General features: G+C 71.7%; 17 protein-coding genes. 10 read left to right on the top strand and 7 right to left on the bottom strand.

Translation table 11 applies throughout. From position 1 onward, the window contains the following. Positions 1-10: 10 nt before the first annotated feature. The 4 genes from ACIBKX_RS31060 to ACIBKX_RS31045 all read left to right on the top strand — a co-directional run bounded on the left by ACIBKX_RS31060 (position 11) and on the right by ACIBKX_RS31045 (position 3,275). Positions 11-943, top strand: a complete 933-nt coding sequence (locus ACIBKX_RS31060; protein WP_363276363.1) for an AraC family transcriptional regulator — start codon at positions 11-13, stop codon at positions 941-943. Continuing rightward, positions 928-1,704, top strand: coding sequence for an AzlC family ABC transporter permease (locus ACIBKX_RS31055; RefSeq protein ID WP_399376557.1), 777 nt, complete (start codon positions 928-930; stop codon positions 1,702-1,704). The genes ACIBKX_RS31060 and ACIBKX_RS31055 overlap by 16 nt, the downstream gene beginning before the upstream one ends. Then, positions 1,701-2,009 (top strand): AzlD domain-containing protein, encoded by a 309-nt coding sequence (locus tag ACIBKX_RS31050; RefSeq protein ID WP_363276364.1) that lies wholly within the window; start codon positions 1,701-1,703, stop codon positions 2,007-2,009. The genes ACIBKX_RS31055 and ACIBKX_RS31050 overlap by 4 nt, the downstream gene beginning before the upstream one ends. Positions 2,010-2,072: 63 nt before the next feature. Further along, positions 2,073-3,275, top strand: a complete 1,203-nt coding sequence (locus tag ACIBKX_RS31045; RefSeq protein WP_363276365.1) for a helix-turn-helix domain-containing protein — start codon at positions 2,073-2,075, stop codon at positions 3,273-3,275. On the opposite strand, the gene ACIBKX_RS31040 is transcribed toward ACIBKX_RS31045, so the two are convergent. Next, the gene (locus ACIBKX_RS31040) at positions 3,246-4,241 is read right to left on the bottom strand and encodes a hypothetical protein (protein WP_363276366.1); all 996 of its coding nucleotides are present in this window, start codon (positions 4,239-4,241) and stop codon (positions 3,246-3,248) included. The two genes, ACIBKX_RS31045 and ACIBKX_RS31040, sit on opposite strands and share 30 nt — an antisense overlap. Positions 4,242-4,320: 79 nt before the next feature. Between ACIBKX_RS31040 and ACIBKX_RS31035 the strand changes: the two genes are divergently transcribed. After that, the gene (locus tag ACIBKX_RS31035; protein WP_363276367.1) at positions 4,321-4,515 is read left to right on the top strand and encodes a DUF3046 domain-containing protein; all 195 of its coding nucleotides are present in this window, start codon (positions 4,321-4,323) and stop codon (positions 4,513-4,515) included. Between the two features lie 103 nt (positions 4,516-4,618). Then, on the top strand, positions 4,619-5,911 hold the full coding sequence (locus ACIBKX_RS31030; protein WP_363276368.1) for an AI-2E family transporter: 1,293 nt from the start codon (positions 4,619-4,621) through the stop codon (positions 5,909-5,911). On the opposite strand, the gene ACIBKX_RS31025 is transcribed toward ACIBKX_RS31030, so the two are convergent. After that, positions 5,905-6,687 carry a hypothetical protein gene (locus ACIBKX_RS31025; RefSeq protein WP_363276369.1) on the bottom strand — a complete coding sequence of 261 codons (783 nt, stop codon included), beginning with the start codon at positions 6,685-6,687 and terminating at the stop codon, positions 5,905-5,907. The two genes, ACIBKX_RS31030 and ACIBKX_RS31025, sit on opposite strands and share 7 nt — an antisense overlap. 391 nt (positions 6,688-7,078) lie before the next feature. On the opposite strand from ACIBKX_RS31025, the gene recA reads away from it, so the two are divergent. The 4 genes from recA (at position 7,079) to ACIBKX_RS31005 (ending at position 12,340) form a co-directional block, all read left to right on the top strand. Next, positions 7,079-8,203 carry a recombinase RecA gene (gene recA / locus ACIBKX_RS31020; RefSeq protein WP_363276370.1) on the top strand — a complete coding sequence of 375 codons (1,125 nt, stop codon included), beginning with the start codon at positions 7,079-7,081 and terminating at the stop codon, positions 8,201-8,203. 3 nt (positions 8,204-8,206) lie between these two features. Continuing rightward, the gene (gene recX / locus ACIBKX_RS31015; protein WP_363276371.1) at positions 8,207-8,971 is read left to right on the top strand and encodes a recombination regulator RecX; all 765 of its coding nucleotides are present in this window, start codon (positions 8,207-8,209) and stop codon (positions 8,969-8,971) included. A 166-nt stretch (positions 8,972-9,137) separates the two neighbouring features. Continuing rightward, complete coding sequence (locus tag ACIBKX_RS31010; protein WP_363276372.1) at positions 9,138-9,800, top strand: helix-turn-helix domain-containing protein; 663 nt, start codon at positions 9,138-9,140, stop codon at positions 9,798-9,800. Then, positions 9,797-12,340, top strand: coding sequence for an FtsX-like permease family protein (locus tag ACIBKX_RS31005; RefSeq protein WP_363276373.1), 2,544 nt, complete (start codon positions 9,797-9,799; stop codon positions 12,338-12,340). The genes ACIBKX_RS31010 and ACIBKX_RS31005 overlap by 4 nt, the downstream gene beginning before the upstream one ends. Before the next feature lie 136 nt (positions 12,341-12,476). Here ACIBKX_RS31005 and ACIBKX_RS31000 read toward each other — a convergent pair whose 3' ends face one another. The 5 genes from ACIBKX_RS31000 to ACIBKX_RS30980 all read right to left on the bottom strand — a co-directional run bounded on the left by ACIBKX_RS31000 (position 12,477) and on the right by ACIBKX_RS30980 (position 16,193). Further along, on the bottom strand, positions 12,477-12,866 hold the full coding sequence (locus ACIBKX_RS31000; protein WP_399376552.1) for a rhodanese-like domain-containing protein: 390 nt from the start codon (positions 12,864-12,866) through the stop codon (positions 12,477-12,479). After that, positions 12,863-13,411 carry a cysteine dioxygenase gene (locus ACIBKX_RS30995; RefSeq protein ID WP_363276374.1) on the bottom strand — a complete coding sequence of 183 codons (549 nt, stop codon included), beginning with the start codon at positions 13,409-13,411 and terminating at the stop codon, positions 12,863-12,865. Before ACIBKX_RS30995 ends, ACIBKX_RS31000 begins: the two co-directional genes overlap by 4 nt. A 72-nt stretch (positions 13,412-13,483) precedes the next feature. Further along, positions 13,484-13,570, bottom strand: a complete 87-nt coding sequence (locus ACIBKX_RS30990; RefSeq protein WP_363276415.1) for a putative leader peptide — start codon at positions 13,568-13,570, stop codon at positions 13,484-13,486. 43 nt (positions 13,571-13,613) lie between these two features. Beyond that, positions 13,614-15,320, bottom strand: coding sequence for an FAD-dependent monooxygenase (locus ACIBKX_RS30985; RefSeq protein ID WP_363276375.1), 1,707 nt, complete (start codon positions 15,318-15,320; stop codon positions 13,614-13,616). A gap of 222 nt (positions 15,321-15,542) precedes the next feature. Beyond that, positions 15,543-16,193, bottom strand: coding sequence for a response regulator transcription factor (locus ACIBKX_RS30980; RefSeq protein ID WP_363276376.1), 651 nt, complete (start codon positions 16,191-16,193; stop codon positions 15,543-15,545). Between the last annotated feature and the right edge of the window lie 175 nt (positions 16,194-16,368).

The following is a 16,368-nucleotide window of genomic DNA, read 5'->3' as shown; positions in this document are numbered from 1 at the left end:
GAATGGGGGCATGGCAGGTTCTGTGGAGCGGGCGCGGCACTGGCGGTACGCCGAGCTGCCCGGCGTCGACCTGCTGCGGGCCCGCTATGTCCACAAGACGTTCGTGCGGCACACCCACGAGCACTTCGTGATCGCCGCGATCGCCGAGGGCGTCGACGTCTTCCACCACGGCGGCGCCGACCAGCACGCGGGGCCGGGAACCCTCGCCCTGATCAACCCGGACACCATGCACACGGGCCGGGCCGGGGTGCCCGAGGGCTGGCGGTACGGCGCCGTCTACCCGTCGCCGGAGCTGGTCGCCGAGATCGCCGGGGAGACGACGGCCCTGCGGGGCACGCCCGGATTCGTCCGTCCCGTGCTCGACGATCCGTACGCCGTGGCCCTCGTGCACCGCGTGCTGCGCGCGGCGGAGGAGGGCAACGCGCTCGCCGCCGACACCCTGCTGCGGGTCGCGGTGACCCGGCTGCTGCGGCTGAACGGCGGCCTGCTGCCGCAGCGCGCCGTGCGCACGGCCGGGGCCAGGACCGCGGCGCGCGCGCGTGCCGTCCTGGAGGAGTGCCTGGTCGATCCGCCGAGCCTGGAGCGGCTCGCCACCGACCTCGGGGCCAGCCCGTTCGCGCTGCTGCGCGCCTTCCGCGACGCCTACGGGATGCCGCCGCACGCATGGCTCACCGATGCGCGCGTCAGGCGTGCCCGTGCCCTGCTGGACGCGGGAACGGCGCCCGCCGACGCGGCCATAGCGGTGGGCTTCACCGACCAGCCGCACCTCAACCGGCACTTCTCCCGGATCGTCGGGGTGCCTCCGGGGGCGTACCAGCGCGAGCGCAAGGACGTCCGTGGGCGCAAGGACATCGGTGGGCGCGAGGACGTCCGCGGGCGCAAGAACGTACAAGACCCGGAATCGGCTGCCCCCGTAGCGTCCGGGGCGTGGCAGAACAGATAACCCCCGCGGATCTCCGCGCGGACGAACCAGAAGCAGCAGTAGAAGCAGCGGCAGAAGCAAGAGCTCCGGGGAAGCCCGACTCCGCCGTCGTCCGCGACGCGCTCGGCGTCGGTGTCGCCGTCGGGCTCTCCGGGTTCGCCTTCGGCGTGACCTCGGCCGGCAGCGGCCTCACCGTGCTGCAGACCTGCGCGCTCAGCCTGCTGGTCTTCACCGGGGCCTCGCAGTTCGCGCTGGTCGGCGCTCTCGCGGGCGGCGGGAACCCCTTCACGGCCGCCGCCGGTGCCTTCTTCCTCGGCGTACGCAACGCCTTCTACGGACTGCGCCTCTCGCAGTTGCTCGCGGTCCCGCGCGCGGTGCGGCCCCTTGCCGCCCACTGGGTGATCGACGAGACCGCGGCCGTCTCGCTGGCGCAGCCCACGCGGCGCGCCGCCCGCATCGGCTTCACGGTGACGGGGCTCAGCCTCTACTTGCTGTGGAACCTCACCACGCTGCTCGGCGCTCTGGGGGCCGAGGCCATCGGCGACACCGACGCGTGGGGGCTCGACGCCGCGGCGCCCGCGGTCTTCCTGGCGCTGCTGATGCCCATGCTGCGGACCACCAGGGAGCGCGCCGTGGCGGCCGTCGCGGTCGTCCTCGGGCTCGGACTGCTGCCCGTGCTGCCCGCGGGCGTACCCGTCCTGGTGGCCGCCCTCGCGGCCCCGGCCGTCCTCTACGTAGAGGGCCGCAAGGCCCGTGGCGGCGAGCGGAGGGGGGATCGTTGAACATCTGGATCGCGATCGGTGTGACCTTCGTGGGCTGCTACCTCGTCAAGCTCGCGGGTCTCCTGGTGCCCGCTGGCGCCCTGGAGCGGCCGCTCGTCAAACGCATGGCCGCCCTGCTGCCGGTGGCCCTGCTGGCCGCCCTCACGGCCCAGCAGGCCTTCGCGGAAGGGCGGGAGCTGGTCCTGGACGCCAGGGCGGCGGGCCTCGCCGCCGCGGCCCTCGCGCTGCTGCTGCGCGCGCCCTTCCTGGTCGTCATCGGAGCGGCCGTCGTCGTCACGGCCGGGCTGCGGGCACTGACGGGCTGAGTTCCACGGACCCCGTGGGTAATGTGACGCGTCACAACGGCCACCCCCTGGAGAGGAGACACCGTGGCGCTGTCCTCCGAAGCACGGTCCCTCGCCGCGCGGTGCGAGCCCCGGGTCAACGAACTGGCGCGGCGGATGGCCCGCGAGTCGTTCGAGGAGCTGCCGGGCTACGCCGATCTCCCGGACGACGTGAAGGACCTGGAGATAGCCGCGACCGCCCGCCACGGTGTGCGCCTCTTCCTGCGCCGGGTCGCCGATCGGCCACCCGGCGGTCACCAGGTCTTCCGGGAGCGGGCCGCACAGCGCGCCGAGGAGGGCATGCCGCTGCACCTCCTGCTGCGTACGCACACCCTGGGCCTGTACGTCCTGTGGCAGGCGCTGCGTGAGGTGGCGCGCCCCGGCGAGGAGGCCGCCCTGGTCGAACTCGTGGACGTCCTCCTGGAGTCGCATCCCGAGATCGTCGGGTCCGTGGCCGAGACCTACCTGGACGAGCGTTCCGCACTGGAGGCGGAGCAGCGCGCCCAGCGCAGCTCCTTGATGCGCGGTCTGCTCGACGGGATGGTGCCGCCCGGCCACGTCCTGCTCGACCAGCTGCACCTCGCGGGGCCCGTGCTCGTCCTCGCGGTCGGCTTCGACGGCGCGCCCACGGAGGGCCCCGTGGCGGTGCGCCGGCGGCTGCGGCGGGTGCAGACCGCCCTGGACCACGCCTTTGGCAGAGAGGTGCTCGCGCTCCTCGAAGCCGACGGCGGGCGGGTCGTCGTACCCGAGGAATGTGCGCCCCCGGAGGATCTGCCGCACCGCCTGAGCAAGGCCTGCGACCTCCCGGTGCGGGTCGCCGCCATGGACGCGGCGGGGCCCGACGCCGTGCCCGGCGCCGCCCGCACCGCCACGGAGATACTGCGCATCACGCGCGCGTGCGGGATGCCTCCGGGGCTGCACCGCATGGCGGACGTGCTGCTGGAGTACCACCTCTCCCGCCGCAACGAGAGCAGCCACCTGATCTCCGCGCTGCTCGACCCGGTCGCCGACCGCCCCGAACTCCTGGAGACGCTGCGGCTGCACCTCGCCCATCAGCAGGAGCGCAGGGCCACCGCGGCGGCCCTGGGACTGCACCCCAACACCGTCGACAACCGGCTCGCGAAGATCGGCGAACTCACCGGCATCGATCTTTCGGCACCGCGCGGCACCGCGCTCGCCATCGCGGCGCTGCTGCTGCGGGAGGCGGAGAGTGTCCCGTCAGCCGATGGACCGTCCATACGCCCGTAGCGTGCGCAGCGCCTCGACGGTGACCATGGGGCGTGCCTCCAGGGCGGTGCCCGGCGCCCACTGGCGCCAGCGGATCGGCCAGCCGCCGTCCTCCTGCTGCTCCTGTTCGAGGTGGTCCAAGGAGCGGGCCATTTCCTCGTCGGTGAACCACGCGCGCGCGAGCGACTCGGGCGCCTTCGCGTAGTCGTACGCGAAGTGGTGCTCTCCCGGTGCGTACCCCGGGGCGACCGGGTACGCGTCGAGCCGTTCGGGGGCGAGCGCCACCAGGCGCTGCTCCCGCGCGAGCCTGCCGAGACGGTCGGCGGCGGCCTCCGCGCGCGGGCGGTCGGGTGCCCCGTCGAGGAACGCGACGGCCGCCTGGATCTCGTACGGATGGGACTTCTCCAGGGACTCCACGGCGGCCCAGCAGAAGTCGGTGGCCCGGAACAGCCAGGCGTGCCACACCTCGTTGCGGTGCAGCAGGCCCACTACGGGGCCGGTGGCGAGGAGCTCGCTCGGCGGATCGTCCACGACCGGCACGAACGGCGCGCACGGGTAGCCGCGCTGGCTCGGATGGATGGCCGGCAGGGCGCCGTCCGGCGTGGACACGGAGGTCAGATAGCGGCAGACGCGCTCCACCCGCTGCCCGCCGCAGCGCCGGATCGAGTCGAGGACGCGCAGCGCGTGCCCGGTGTGCAGGGGCTGGCTCACGGGGCCGCGCAGATCGGGCTCGAGCGCGTGGCCGAACCCGCCGTCCTCGTTGCCGTAGGCGGCCAGGGCGGTCTCGACCGCGTCGGCGGCGGCCTCTACGGACCCGGCACCGCTCGCGCCGCTTGTTCCGCTCATGCTGTTTGTGCCGCTTGTTCCACTCAGGAAGTGGTACGCGAACCGCCGCTGCTCCAGCACGCGCGCGGTGAGCCAGACGAAGTGCTCGGCGCGCGCGACCGGTGAGTGCGCGGCCTGCGGGGAAGCTCCGGTTTCGGCCATGCACAGACCGTAGGCCGGAAAGCGCTGTCGGCAAGCCCATCGCGTCGGGCTGCACTCTCAAGGGCGCGATACTGGGGTCATGCGGTTGACGGTGTTCTGGGAGCGGATGGCGGACCACTTCGGAGTGGGGTACGCCGACTCCTTCGCGAGTGATCATGTGATGGCGGAGCTTGGGGGGCGCACGGTCCGGCAGGCGCTGGATGCGGGCTGGGAGGCCAAGGACGTCTGGCGCGCGGTGTGTACGGCGATGGACGTTCCGGCTGAAAGGCGCTGATAGCGGACGGTTCGTCGCCCGTCGGTGGCCGCCGTGAGCGCCTGTCCCGGCGAAGATGCGGGGGCGGCGGCCGATTGTCGGCGGCGTGGGCGAGACTGGCACCGTGGCATCGACAGACGAGACCGCGCAGGTCACTCAGGACGTAGCTCCGCTCGGGACGACGCCGCCCGCGCAGCCCCCGACCGGGGCTGAGGCAGGGCGTGCCGCCAGCATGCCGCGCTGGCTGCCGCGCGCCATGGTGCTGGCCCTCGCGCTCATCGCCTGTTTCCAGCTGGGCAGTTGGGCCTTCCACCAGCTGACCGGGCTGCTCATCAACGTCCTGATCGCCTTCTTCCTGGCGCTCGCGGTCGAGCCCGCGGTGAGCTGGATGGCCGCGCGCGGGCTGCGCAGGGGCTTCGCCACCTTCCTGGTGTTCCTCGCCGTCCTGATCGCGGGCGCGGGCTTCATCACGCTCATGGGCTCGATGCTGGCCGGCCAGATCGTGGACATGGTCGAGGACTTCCCCGACTACCTCGACAAGGTCATCAGCTGGATCAACCAGACGTTCCACACGGACCTGTCCCGCGTCGAGATCCAGGACAGCCTGGTCCACTCCGACTGGCTCCAGAAGTACGTGCAGAACAGCGCCAGCGGCGTCCTGGACGTGTCGGCGCAGGTCCTCGGAGGCCTCTTCCAGCTCCTGACGGTCCTGCTGTTCTCGTTCTACTTCGCGGCCGACGGACCGCGGCTGCGGCGCGCGCTGTGCTCGGTGCTGCCGCCGGCCAAGCAGGCAGAGGTGCTGCGCGCCTGGGAGATCGCGGTCGACAAGACCGGCGGCTACCTCTACTCACGCGGCCTGATGGCGCTCATCTCCGGGATCGCGCACTACATCCTGCTTGCGGCCCTCGACGTGCCGTACGCGCCCGTGCTCGCGGTGTGGGTGGGCCTGGTCTCGCAGTTCATTCCGACCATCGGCACGTATCTGGCGGGCGCCCTGCCGATGCTGATCGCCTTCACGGTCGATCCCTGGTACGCGCTGTGGGTGCTGGTCTTCGTAGTGGTCTACCAGCAGTTCGAGAACTATGTGCTGCAGCCCAAGCTCACCGCGAAGAGCGTGGACATTCACCCGGCGGTCGCCTTCGGCTCGGTGATCGCGGGCACGGCGCTGCTGGGTGCCGTCGGGGCACTGATCTCCATCCCGGCGGTGGCGACGCTGCAGGCCTTCCTGGGGGCGTACGTGAAGCGGTACGACGTCACGGACGACCCGCGGGTCCACGGACACCGGCGCAGGGGCGGAGCGCCGCTCCTGGCGCGCGTGCGGCGGGCTCTGCGCGGGCCGAACGAGCCGGGGGCGGCTTCGGAGGCAGAGGCGGAGGCGGAGGCAGAGGGGGAGGCCGGTCCGGAGAAGCGTCAGTAGGCGGCGACCGCCCAGACTCCGGAGGCGAGAACGGCCACTACGTAGCAGCCGACGGCCGCGGTCAGCGCCCGCTGCCGTGTCCGCTCGCTCCATGAGGTTCGGGACAGCAGCCAGGCCAGGGCGGGCAGGACCAGCACGGCGTGCAGGCTCACTCCGTGCAGCGGCTTGAGCGCCGCCGTGGAGTGGTACGCCGACTCCTGGTGACCGGTTCGCGTCAGGTACACGCCCCGCGCGATCATCGCGGCGCCCGACGCGAGGGCGACGAGCAGGATCGCGAAGCCGGCGCGGAGCGCGAGAGCCATCCCCGTGGGCCCGGTGGGGCGGTGCCTGAAGGCCGCGATCGCGAACGCCGACAACAGGACGACCAGGATTCCGCCGCCCACCGCGAGGGCCATGGACACCGTCGAGTCGAAGCCGGTCTCCATGTTGAGATGCGAGGGCACCCCGCGCCACGCCTGGAGCGTGATCCCGCCGACCTCCAGGACGCAGTCCGCGGCGAAGACGACGAGCAGCGCGGTCCGGGTGCGGGCTCCCATGCGCAGATACGACGTCACCCAGGCGACGGCGACCAGCGTCACGCCGAAGGAGAGCCCGAAGGTGACGGGCTTGCGCCAGGAGACGGGCCCTTCCCACGGCCCGCCGTCCACCGCGAAGACCAGCAGATGTGCGAGCCCCGAGAGGACCAGGGCGGCGCCGGTCAGGTAGCTGACGCGTTCGGCGGGGCGCGCCGAACGCCACAGCGCGGGCAGGGGAGACGGGCCGGTGCGGCTTTCCATGGGCCAAGCCTGGCGGGGAGCCGGCCGCGGGTCGTCGTCCGGCCGAAGACACCCGGCGTACGCCCCGGGGAGTAGTGCCGGGGAGCGGCGGTCGCCGCCCGGGTTCAGTGCGACACACGCCGAGCTGCCGGTCGCGGAACAGTCCGATCCGTACTCTCGGTGGAGCCGCGTGGTGCGCTTGACACCAAAATCGAACATCCATTCTTATGGGGTGTCTGGCGGCGTTTTCCCGGGGATTTCGGCGGGGGGATGCCCGGAGCTCCGGCCGGTTTCGGCGGTGCGATCGCCCCGAGTTATCCACAGGCTGGACGGGCGTCGGGGCGGATTGTCAGTGGCAGGCGTTAGCGTCTTTGACGTGAAGCGATCGACACAAGCAAATCGGGTGGAACCCATGGCAGGAACCGACCGCGAGAAGGCGCTGGACGCCGCACTCGCACAGATTGAACGGCAGTTCGGCAAGGGCGCGGTCATGCGCATGGGCGAGCGGCCGAACGAGCCCATCGAGGTGATCCCCACCGGGTCGACCGCGCTCGACGTCGCGCTCGGCGTCGGCGGCATCCCGCGCGGCCGTGTGGTGGAGGTGTACGGACCGGAGTCCTCCGGTAAGACGACCCTGACGCTGCACGCCGTGGCCAACGCGCAGCGCGCGGGCGGCGCCGTCGCCTTCGTGGACGCCGAGCACGCCCTCGACCCCGAGTACGCGAAGAAGCTCGGCGTCGACATCGACAACCTGATCCTCTCCCAGCCGGACAACGGAGAGCAGGCCCTGGAGATCACGGACATGCTCGTCCGCTCCGGTGCCCTCGACCTGATCGTCATCGACTCCGTGGCGGCCCTGGTGCCGCGCGCGGAAATCGAGGGCGAGATGGGCGATTCGCACGTGGGTCTGCAGGCCCGCCTGATGAGCCAGGCACTCCGGAAGATCACCAGCGCGCTCAACCAGTCGAAGACCACCGCGATCTTCATCAACCAGCTCCGCGAGAAGATCGGCGTGATGTTCGGCTCGCCGGAGACCACGACCGGTGGCCGCGCGCTGAAGTTCTACGCCTCGGTGCGACTCGACATCCGTCGTATCGAGACCCTCAAGGACGGCACCGACGCGGTCGGCAACCGCACCCGCGTCAAGGTCGTCAAGAACAAGGTCGCGCCGCCCTTCAAGCAGGCAGAGTTCGACATCCTCTACGGCCAGGGCATCAGCCGCGAGGGCGGCCTGATCGACATGGGAGTGGAGCACGGCTTCGTCCGCAAGGCCGGCGCCTGGTACACGTACGAGGGCGACCAGCTCGGCCAGGGCAAGGAGAACGCCCGCAACTTCCTGAAGGACAACCCCGATCTCGCCAACGAGATCGAGAAGAAGATCAAGGAGAAGCTCGGAGTCGGCGTGAAGCCGAAGCCGGAGGAGCCGACCGCCGAGCCGGGCAAGGACGCGGCGGGCGCGGCCGACGACACCGCCAAGACGGTGCCCGCACCGGCGGCGAAGGCCACCAAGCCCAAGGCCGCAGCGGCCAAGAGCTGACCCGTGACGCGGCGAACCGACTGGGCGGACCACACCGTCCCCGAATACGGCACCGTACCCGCGGGCCAGGAATTCGCGGACGGTGTGGATCAGGACGGCCCCGGCCGGAGCGGTGCGGGCGCGGGCCCGCGCGGCGGCGGCAGGAGCGGCGGCCGTCGGCGTCGGCGTGGCGGATTCGGTGACGGCCGGGGCGACAGCCGGGGCGACGGCCCACAGGACAGCGGCCCCCCTTCCTCGTCGAGGGCCGAGAAGGGGGAGCCGCCGACGGGGGATCCGGCTGAGCGGGCGCGGGCGATCTGTCTGCGCCTGCTCACCGGAACTCCCCGTACGCGCAAGCAACTCGCGGACGCCCTGCGCAAGCGGGAGATCCCCGAGGACGTGGCGGACGAGGTGCTGACCCGCTTCGAAGAGGTCGGTCTGATCAACGACGGTGCCTTCGCGGGCGCGTGGGTGGAGTCCCGGCACCACGGCCGGGGTCTGGCCCGACGGGCGCTCGCGCAGGAACTGCGTACGAAGGGCGTGGACGCCACGCTCATCGAGGAGGCCGTCGGACTGCTCGACTCGGAGCAGGAGGAGGCGACGGCACGCGAGCTCGTCGCCCGCAAACTCCGCTCCACACGGGGGCTCGACCGCGACAAGCGGCTGCGCAGGCTCGCGGGCATGCTCGCCCGCAAGGGTTATCCGGAAGGCCTCGCGCTGAGGGTCGTCCGGCAAGCTCTGGAAGAAGAGGGCGAAGACACGGAAGACCTGGGGTACGACGGGGGTTGAAGCGACCAGGGCCCTCGCGGGGGTGGGGCTCAGGTCAGGGCCGGGCAACGCGGTGCGAACCGCGGCCCGGCCCTTTCACATGCGGGGGAGGGTGGGGTTAACCCCCGGATGAAGACGCCGGTCCGCCGCACTGCACAGAGATGTGTGCACAGAAGATTGTGTACGCATGGCAGAGGAACCCGGCACGACGGAGAACACGGCCACCCCCGGCCCCGAAGAACTGACCGACCTCACCGTCCTCAAGGCGCTCGCGCAGCCCCGGCGGCAGCAGATGCTGCAGCACCTCACCGTGCACGGCCCGGCCACCTCGGCGACGCTCGCCAGGGCCCTCGGCCTCAACACCGGGGCCACCAGCTACCACCTGCGCGAACTCGCCCGCTACGGCTTCGTCGAGGAGACGACGGGCGGCCCCGGGCACAGCCGTGAGCGCTGGTGGCGAGCGGTCCCCGGCGACCGCCGCTTCCCGCCCCGGAGCAGGCAGAACGCCGAGACCCGGCTCGTCATGGACGAGTTGAACCATCTCTCGTACGCCGCCGACCTGGAGCTCTTCGAGCAGTTGCAGCGGGAGGGAGGCCCCGAACTCGGCGCGTGGGCCGACGCGTTCCCGTACTCGCGCGGCACGATCCGGCTGACACTCCCCGAACTCCGCGAGTTCTTCGAGGAGTACATCGCCCTGCTCAACCGCTACAAGCGCCCCGAAGCCGAAACGCCGCCCGACGCACGCACCGTGCTCACGCGGCTCCTGGCGTTTCCGGCGCCTGCACCTGCGCCCGCGCCCGCACCTTCTCATACCCCCGCAACTTCCACCGACCCCGAGGCGACATCATGATGCTGCGCTACGCACTGCGGACCGTCCGGGACCGCAAAGGCGGATTCCTCGGCGCCTTTCTCGCACTGATGTGCGCCGCCGCGCTCATCACGGCCTGCGGCACCCTCCTGGAGACGGGCCTGCGCGGCACCGTCAGGACCGAGCGCTACGCCGCCGCCCCCGTGATCGTCTCCGCCGACCAGAACGTCCACCAGACCACGGTCAAGCACAAGAAGGGCAAGACCAAGGTCAAGCACAAGGCCAAGCCGATCGCCGAGCGGGCCTGGCTGCCAGACGACACCGTGCGCAGACTCGACGACCTGCCGGGCGTCGCAGCCGTCGTACCCGAACTCACCTTTCTCGCCCAGCCGTTGACGCGCACCTCTGACGACACCGCCGACCGGCCCGCGTACGGGCACGCCTGGCGCTCGGCGGCCCTGACGCCCTTCCGCCTCGTCGCGGGGGAGGCCCCGCGCGCCTCCGGGGACCTCGTCATCGACCGTGCCCTCGCCGAGCGGGCCCACCTGAAGCCGGGGGACCGGCTGACCGTCCAGTCGACGCGGGCGCCGCGCAGCTACCGCGTCACCGGGGTCGCGGCCCCCGCCCAGGGCGCACTCGCCCACCAGACGTCGCTCTTCTTCTCCACCGCCGAGGCCGAGCGGCTCGCCGCCCACCCGGGACAGGTCACCGCCATCGGCGTCGTACCGGCCGACGGAACCGACACCGGAGCGGTCGAACGGGCGGTCACGCACGCGCTCAAGGGAACGACGGCGCAGGTCAGCAGCGGAGCCGAGCGCGGCCCCGTGGAGTTCCTCGACGCGGCGAACGCCCGCGTCAAACTGGTCAGCATGGGCGGCGCGATGGGCGGCACGTCCCTCCTCGTCGCCATCCTCGTGGTCGTCGGCACCTTCGCCCTCTCCGTGCAGCAGCGCCACCGCGAACTCGCCCTGCTGCGGGCCATCGCCGCCACCCCGAAGCAGATCCGCCGACTCCTCGGCCGCGAGGCCCTCGTCGTCGGAGCGGTCGCCGGTGCCCTCGGCGCGCTGGCCGGCATCCCGCTCGGCGGCTGGCTGCACGGACGGTTCGTGGACCTCGGCGCGATCCCCGCCACCCTGGAGCGGACCGTCAGCGCGTTCCCGCCGCTCGCCGCCCTGGCCGCGACGCTCCTCGGGGCCTGGGTCGCCGCCCGCGTCTCGGCCCGCCGCATCGCCCGGATCCGCCCGGCCGAGGCGCTCGCCGAAGCGCGCGTCGAGCGCAGCGGTCTGCCCTGGAGCCGCATCGTCGCGGGACTCGTGCTCCTCGCCGGAGGTGCCGTCCTGGTCGCCGTGCTGAGCGTGCTGCGCACCGAGCCCGCGTCGACTCCCGTGACGTTCCTGGCCGTTGTCGTCCTCTCCAGCGCGATCGCGCTCCTCGGCCCGCTCGTGGTCAGGGCCGCGGCGGCCGTGCTCCGCGTCCCGCTGCGGCTCTCCGGGCCCGGCGGCCGCCTCGCGCACGCCAATCTGCGGGGCAACGCCGCCCGGATGGCGGCCGCCGTCACCCCGCTCGCCCTCCTCACCGGCATGACCTGCACCGTCCTGTTCGTGCAGCCCACCCTCGGCGACGCCGCCCGCGCCCAGGCGCGCGACGGCATCCGCGCGGACTGGGTCCTCGCGGCGCAGGGGCCGGGCGTCCCCGCCGAGGCCGCACGGAAGCTGCGTACGACCGAAGGCGTCGACGCTGCCACCGAGGTCGTCCGCACCACCGTGCGCGTGGGCCTCGACAAGTACCCCGCGCAGGGCGTCACGCCGGCCGGCCTCGGCCGCACCTGGGACCCGGACGTCACCGCCGGAACCCTGAAGGGCTTCGGCGCGGACAGCGTCGCCGTCAGCGAACTCGCCGCCGATCAGCTCGGCCTGCGCCCCGGAAGCACCCTGAAGCTCACGCTCGGCGACGGCACGAAGACCGCCCTCAAGGTCCGTGCCGTGTACGCGCGCGGGCTCGGGTTCGGCGATCTGACCATGGCGCACGACCTGGTCGCCCGCCACGTCGACAACCCGCTCGCCGCCACGGTCCTGATCAAGAGCGACCGTACACAGGAACAACTCGCGGCGGACGTCCGGAAGTTCCCGGGCGTGCGGGTTCTCGCGCCGGCCGCCGCGGACAACCTCCAGGCCGAGCGCCAGGAGGCGAACGCGGAGGTCAACCATCTCGCCATGGGGCTCGTCCTGGCCTTCACGGCGATCGCCGTCGTCAACACCCTGGCCATGTCGGTCTCCGAGCGTGTCCGCGAGTTCGCGATGCTGCGCCTCGCCGGCGCGAGCCGCCGTCAGGTCCTGCGCATGCTGCGCACCGAGGCGCTGGCAGTGCTGCTCATCGGCACGGTCCTCGGCAGCGGTGTCGCGCTCGCCGTCCTGACGGCCTTCAGCGTCGGTATGACCGGCACCGCGGCTCCCTCGGTCGTTCCCCTCGTGTACGTCTCCGTGGTGGCCCTCGCGGCGCTGCTCGCCCTCACGGCGACCGCGCTTCCGGGCCGCGCCGCACTGAGGCCGCGTCCTGTGACGGTGGCGACGGCCAAGGAGTAGGGACCGATACGAACCGAGGGGTAAGGACCGATACGTACCAAGGAGTAAGGACCGGTACGCACCGAGAAGTAAGGACCGATACGCAATGGTGGGCGCCCCTTACCGATTCCGGGAAGGGGCGCCCACGCGCGCGTGCTCACCCCTCGACGGGAAGCCCCGCCGCCTTCCATGCCTGGAACCCGCCGATCAGATCCGTCGCGTGCCGCAGCCCCAACTGCCGCAAGGAGACGGCCGCCAGGCTCGACGCGTACCCCTCGTTGCACACCACGACGACCCGCAGGTCGTGGCCGACGGCCTCCGGGGCGCGGTGGCTGCCCTGCGGGTCCAGGCGCCACTCCAGCTCATTGCGTTCGACGACGAGCGCGCCGGGGATGAGTCCGTCCCGCTCGCGCAGGGCCGCGTACCGGATGTCGACCAGGAGTCCCCCGGCGGCAGCGGTGTCGCGCGCCTCCTGCGGCGTCTGCCGGTCCAGTTCGCGGCGCACCCGCTCCAGCAACTCGTCGATGCCCACGGGACGCTCGCTCACTGCCAGTCCTCCGGGCGCTCGACGGACTCCAGACGGAGCACCGGACCCGTACGGCTGTAGCGGCGGATGCGCGGCAGCGGCGGGTAGTAGGCATGCACGGAGATGGCGTGCTCGGCGGCCGACTCGTTCAGGACCTCATGGACGTGGTTCCGCCCGAAGGCCCGTCCCTTGCCCGCCACCAACTCCCGCTCGCGGTCCACGCCTTCGGTCAGCTCCAGGGTCTTCCAGCCGTCGGTGGGCAGCCGCGCGGCGAGCGAGTTCTCCTTGAGGGTGCCCGCCGCGGTGAGGAAGGCGCCCACTGATTCGGCGTGGTCGTGCCAGCCCGTTCCGGTCCCCGGCGGCCAGCCGATCAGCCAGGCCTCGCTGCCGCCGGGGCCTTCGAGGCGGACCCACGTACGGCCCTCGGGGTCGAGCGGCAGGGACGCGATCAGCTCGGGGTCGGCGGCGCTACGACGTACGAAATCGAGCAGTTCGGCGGCCGTGGGCGCGGACGCCGGCGCGGGCGGGGAGTGTGGCGCGTGCGGGGCGGAGACAGAGGCAGACACGGGTACCGTCCTGGAGGGTTCGCGGAAGCGCGCACATCCCAAAGACGGGGGCGCGCAAAGAGGAAGGCGAATTCAGCAGGACGGACGACACACGCAGCCCGCATAGCGGACGAGGTCCATGTGGACCCGCCGCCACAGGCGCAGTTCGGTGTCGGTCACGTTTCGGAGTAGACCATGACGCTGCGTGCCGGTCAACTCCTGCTCACCGTGTGGTCGGCCGAGTCGTGACGGCCGCGCTTTCAGCCTTCCCCGCGGCTTTACCCGCTGCCTTGTCCGCTGCCTTTCCCGCCCCCTCAGCCCTCTCCGCCCTCTCCGCTGAGTCCGCACGGCCCGTCCGCTGCTGCGGCACGCGCCCGCCGAGCGCCGCCTCCGCCGCCGCATACAGCTCGGCGGGGCGCACCCCGCTCAGCGCGGTGACGAGATGACCGTCGGGGCGGACGAGCAGCACCGAGTGCGCGGCGGCACCCGGATAGCTCTCCGCGACGAGCAGTTCCGCGGGGTGCGGCAGCGCGGTCACCGCGGCGGCGAGCCGGGGCATGATCCCGGCCGTCACCCAGTGCCGCCGCTCCCACACCACCGTGCCGGGCGCGACGAGGACCACGAGCAGCTGCCCGAGTCCGAGCCGGTCCCGCAGCTGCACGAAGGACCCGTCGGGCGCCGTCACCCGCACATCGGCGACCGGAGCGCCCGGCTCCGTGCCCACCGCTACCTCGGATTCCGAGGGGGCGGGTGCCAGCGGCGACTCCGCGTACGATCCGGGCGCGCCCAGCGGTCCGCGCCCCACGTGGCCGTCCGTGAGCAACATGTCGTGCCCGCGCGCCGCCCCCGGCACGTACGAGCGCAGGCCGCCGCTGCCGCGCAGTATCGGCAGCGACTGGTCGGCCGCGCGCAGCCGGGCGGCGACATTGGCCCGGCGCTCGGCCTGGTAGCTGTCGAGCAGGGCGTCGTGCGCGCCGTGATGCCAGGCGAGGGCCAGCTTCCAGGCGAGGTTGTCCGCGTCGCGCAGGCCTTCGTCGAGCCCCTGCGTGCCGAGCGCGCCGAGGAGATGCGCGGCGTCCCCCGCGAGGAAGGCACGGCCGACGCGCCACCTGCGGGCGAGCCGGTGGTGGACGGTGTGCACGCCCGTGTCGAGCAGTTCGTACGGCGGTGTGGACCCGCCGCACCAGCCCGCGAGGGTCTCCCGGACGCGCGCCACGAGCGCGTCCGGCGTCACCAGGTCGCCGCGCGGCGGCAGCAGCCAGTCGAGCCGCCACACCCCGCCGGCGAGCGGACGGCCCGTCACCTCGGCGCCACCGCCGCGCCACGGAGGCATCCGATGCAACAACGCCTCACCGGTGTGCGGAAGTTCCGTGCGCAGGGCCGCCACGGCGTGTCGCTCGACGGCCGTACGTCCGGGGAAGCGGATGTCGAGCAGCTTGCGCACCGTCGAGCGGGGTCCGTCGCAGCCCACCAGATAACTGCCGCGCCACCAGGTGTCCTTGGGCCCGCGGGTATGGGCTGTCAGCCCGCCCGCGTCCTGCTCCAGGGAGTCGAGCTTGCTCTCCACGGCGACCTTGACGAGCCGCTCATCGGCGATGGCCGCGCGCAGGGCACTGGTCAGCACATGCTGCGGCACATGCAACGGGGGAGGCGTCTGATCACTGAACGTGAGCTCCCGCATCAGCTGCTTGCGCCGCAGGGACCGCCAGCCGCCCCACCGGGCGCCGGACTCCTGGTCCCCGAACGAGTGACCGGCGAGCCGCTCCATGAGCGCCGCGGTGTCATCCCGCAGCACGACGGTCCGCGCGGGCCGCTGCTCGTCCTTGCCGGGCCCTTCGTCGAGCACGACGGTGGGTACGGAGTGACGCGCGAGGGCCAGGGCGAGCGTGAGCCCCACGGGCCCCGCGCCGACAACGATCACCGGGTCCACGGCGCACGCCCTCCCACCACGAAGGCCCGGGAGAGCTGGACGTACGTACAGGAACTGACAGTTGGAGCCCGGTGCACGATCACAGAACGTATGCAACCCATTGCCGGTGCTTGCGTCAAGTGACGATGGAGTGCGGGGACGGCGCAAACGGCGGCGGTACTGCGCCGTCGCCGGTCAGGCTCGCCCATCGAGGCATCTGGCCAACGAGCCTCCTGGCCTGAACTATGCGGCTGCAGAGGCTTGCCAAGCAATTCGGGCGGCGTGGAGTCGGCTCTCTGCGTCAAGTTTCATGCAGATCGATCGAACGTGCCCTTTCACCGTCTCGGAGCTTATTCCGAGGAGAGAAGCCACTTTCTTGTTGGGTAGTGCCTCTGCGATGAGTTCCAGCACCTGACGCTCTCGAGTGCTGAGCTGCCCGAGTTTCTCGCGAGCCTCTCTGGCGCTGTTGGAGAGCAGATTCAGTTTCGAGTACTCGTTGAATACGTGGTCGGCGATTTCAGGGGAAAGGGCGCGGCTGCCTTTGTGCATGGCGTCGATAGCCCAGGCGAGATGTCGAGAAGCGGTCTCTTGGAGCAAAATCCCGGACGCACCCACAGTGAGCAGTTTCCGAACCTCGCTCTCTCGTATTCGTTGAGTGATCACGAGAATCTTGGCAGGATCCTTGATTTGTTTGCTGTGTTCGATCACTTCGATGGACTCGCCCGCAGTGACGGCGCCGACCACGATGATGTCGGCGCGTGCTGATCCTTGTCGATGCAGCGCTTGGTCAAGTCCTCCCTGCGCTGCGATGTTCACTGTGAATTGGGAGGACAAAAGTGAGGCCAAGCCGGCCCGAAAGAATTCGCTATTACTGACAATCGCTACCTGGATCATTGAACCCCCGGCTCCCCGAGATTCCGAAGTGTCGCCATTGCCTGGTCAGGGCGAAAGGCGTGGCGGCAACATTGCCGATCCTGTCCCGTGTTCGTCAAGCTACTCACGGTGATGGCGCGGCGATTTGAGCCTCTATTGAGGGAGCAGCGGAGCTCTCGACCGCCGAGAGCATCGC

This window comes from Streptomyces sp. NPDC050658 (assembly GCF_044457025.1).
In the GTDB taxonomy this organism is placed as follows: domain Bacteria; phylum Actinomycetota; class Actinomycetes; order Streptomycetales; family Streptomycetaceae; genus Streptomyces.
This window is presented reverse-complemented; position numbering and strand designations above follow the sequence as displayed.

What these genes read in the sequence shown, in the direction of transcription:
- ACIBKX_RS31040 (WP_363276366.1), bottom strand. Translation starts at nt 4,241, where the DNA reads ATGGCCGAAACCGGAGCTTCCCCGCAGGCCGCGCACTCACCGGTCGCG.
- ACIBKX_RS31010 (WP_363276372.1), top strand. Translation starts at nt 9,138, where the DNA reads ATGGCAGAGGAACCCGGCACGACGGAGAACACGGCCACCCCCGGCCCC.
- ACIBKX_RS31060 (WP_363276363.1), top strand. Translation starts at nt 11, where the DNA reads ATGGCAGGTTCTGTGGAGCGGGCGCGGCACTGGCGGTACGCCGAGCTG.
- ACIBKX_RS31025 (WP_363276369.1), bottom strand. Translation starts at nt 6,687, where the DNA reads ATGGAAAGCCGCACCGGCCCGTCTCCCCTGCCCGCGCTGTGGCGTTCG.
- ACIBKX_RS30980 (WP_363276376.1), bottom strand. Translation starts at nt 16,193, where the DNA reads ATGATCCAGGTAGCGATTGTCAGTAATAGCGAATTCTTTCGGGCCGGC.
- ACIBKX_RS31005 (WP_363276373.1), top strand. Translation starts at nt 9,797, where the DNA reads ATGATGCTGCGCTACGCACTGCGGACCGTCCGGGACCGCAAAGGCGGA.
- ACIBKX_RS31035 (WP_363276367.1), top strand. Translation starts at nt 4,321, where the DNA reads ATGCGGTTGACGGTGTTCTGGGAGCGGATGGCGGACCACTTCGGAGTG.
- recA (WP_363276370.1), top strand. Translation starts at nt 7,079, where the DNA reads ATGGCAGGAACCGACCGCGAGAAGGCGCTGGACGCCGCACTCGCACAG.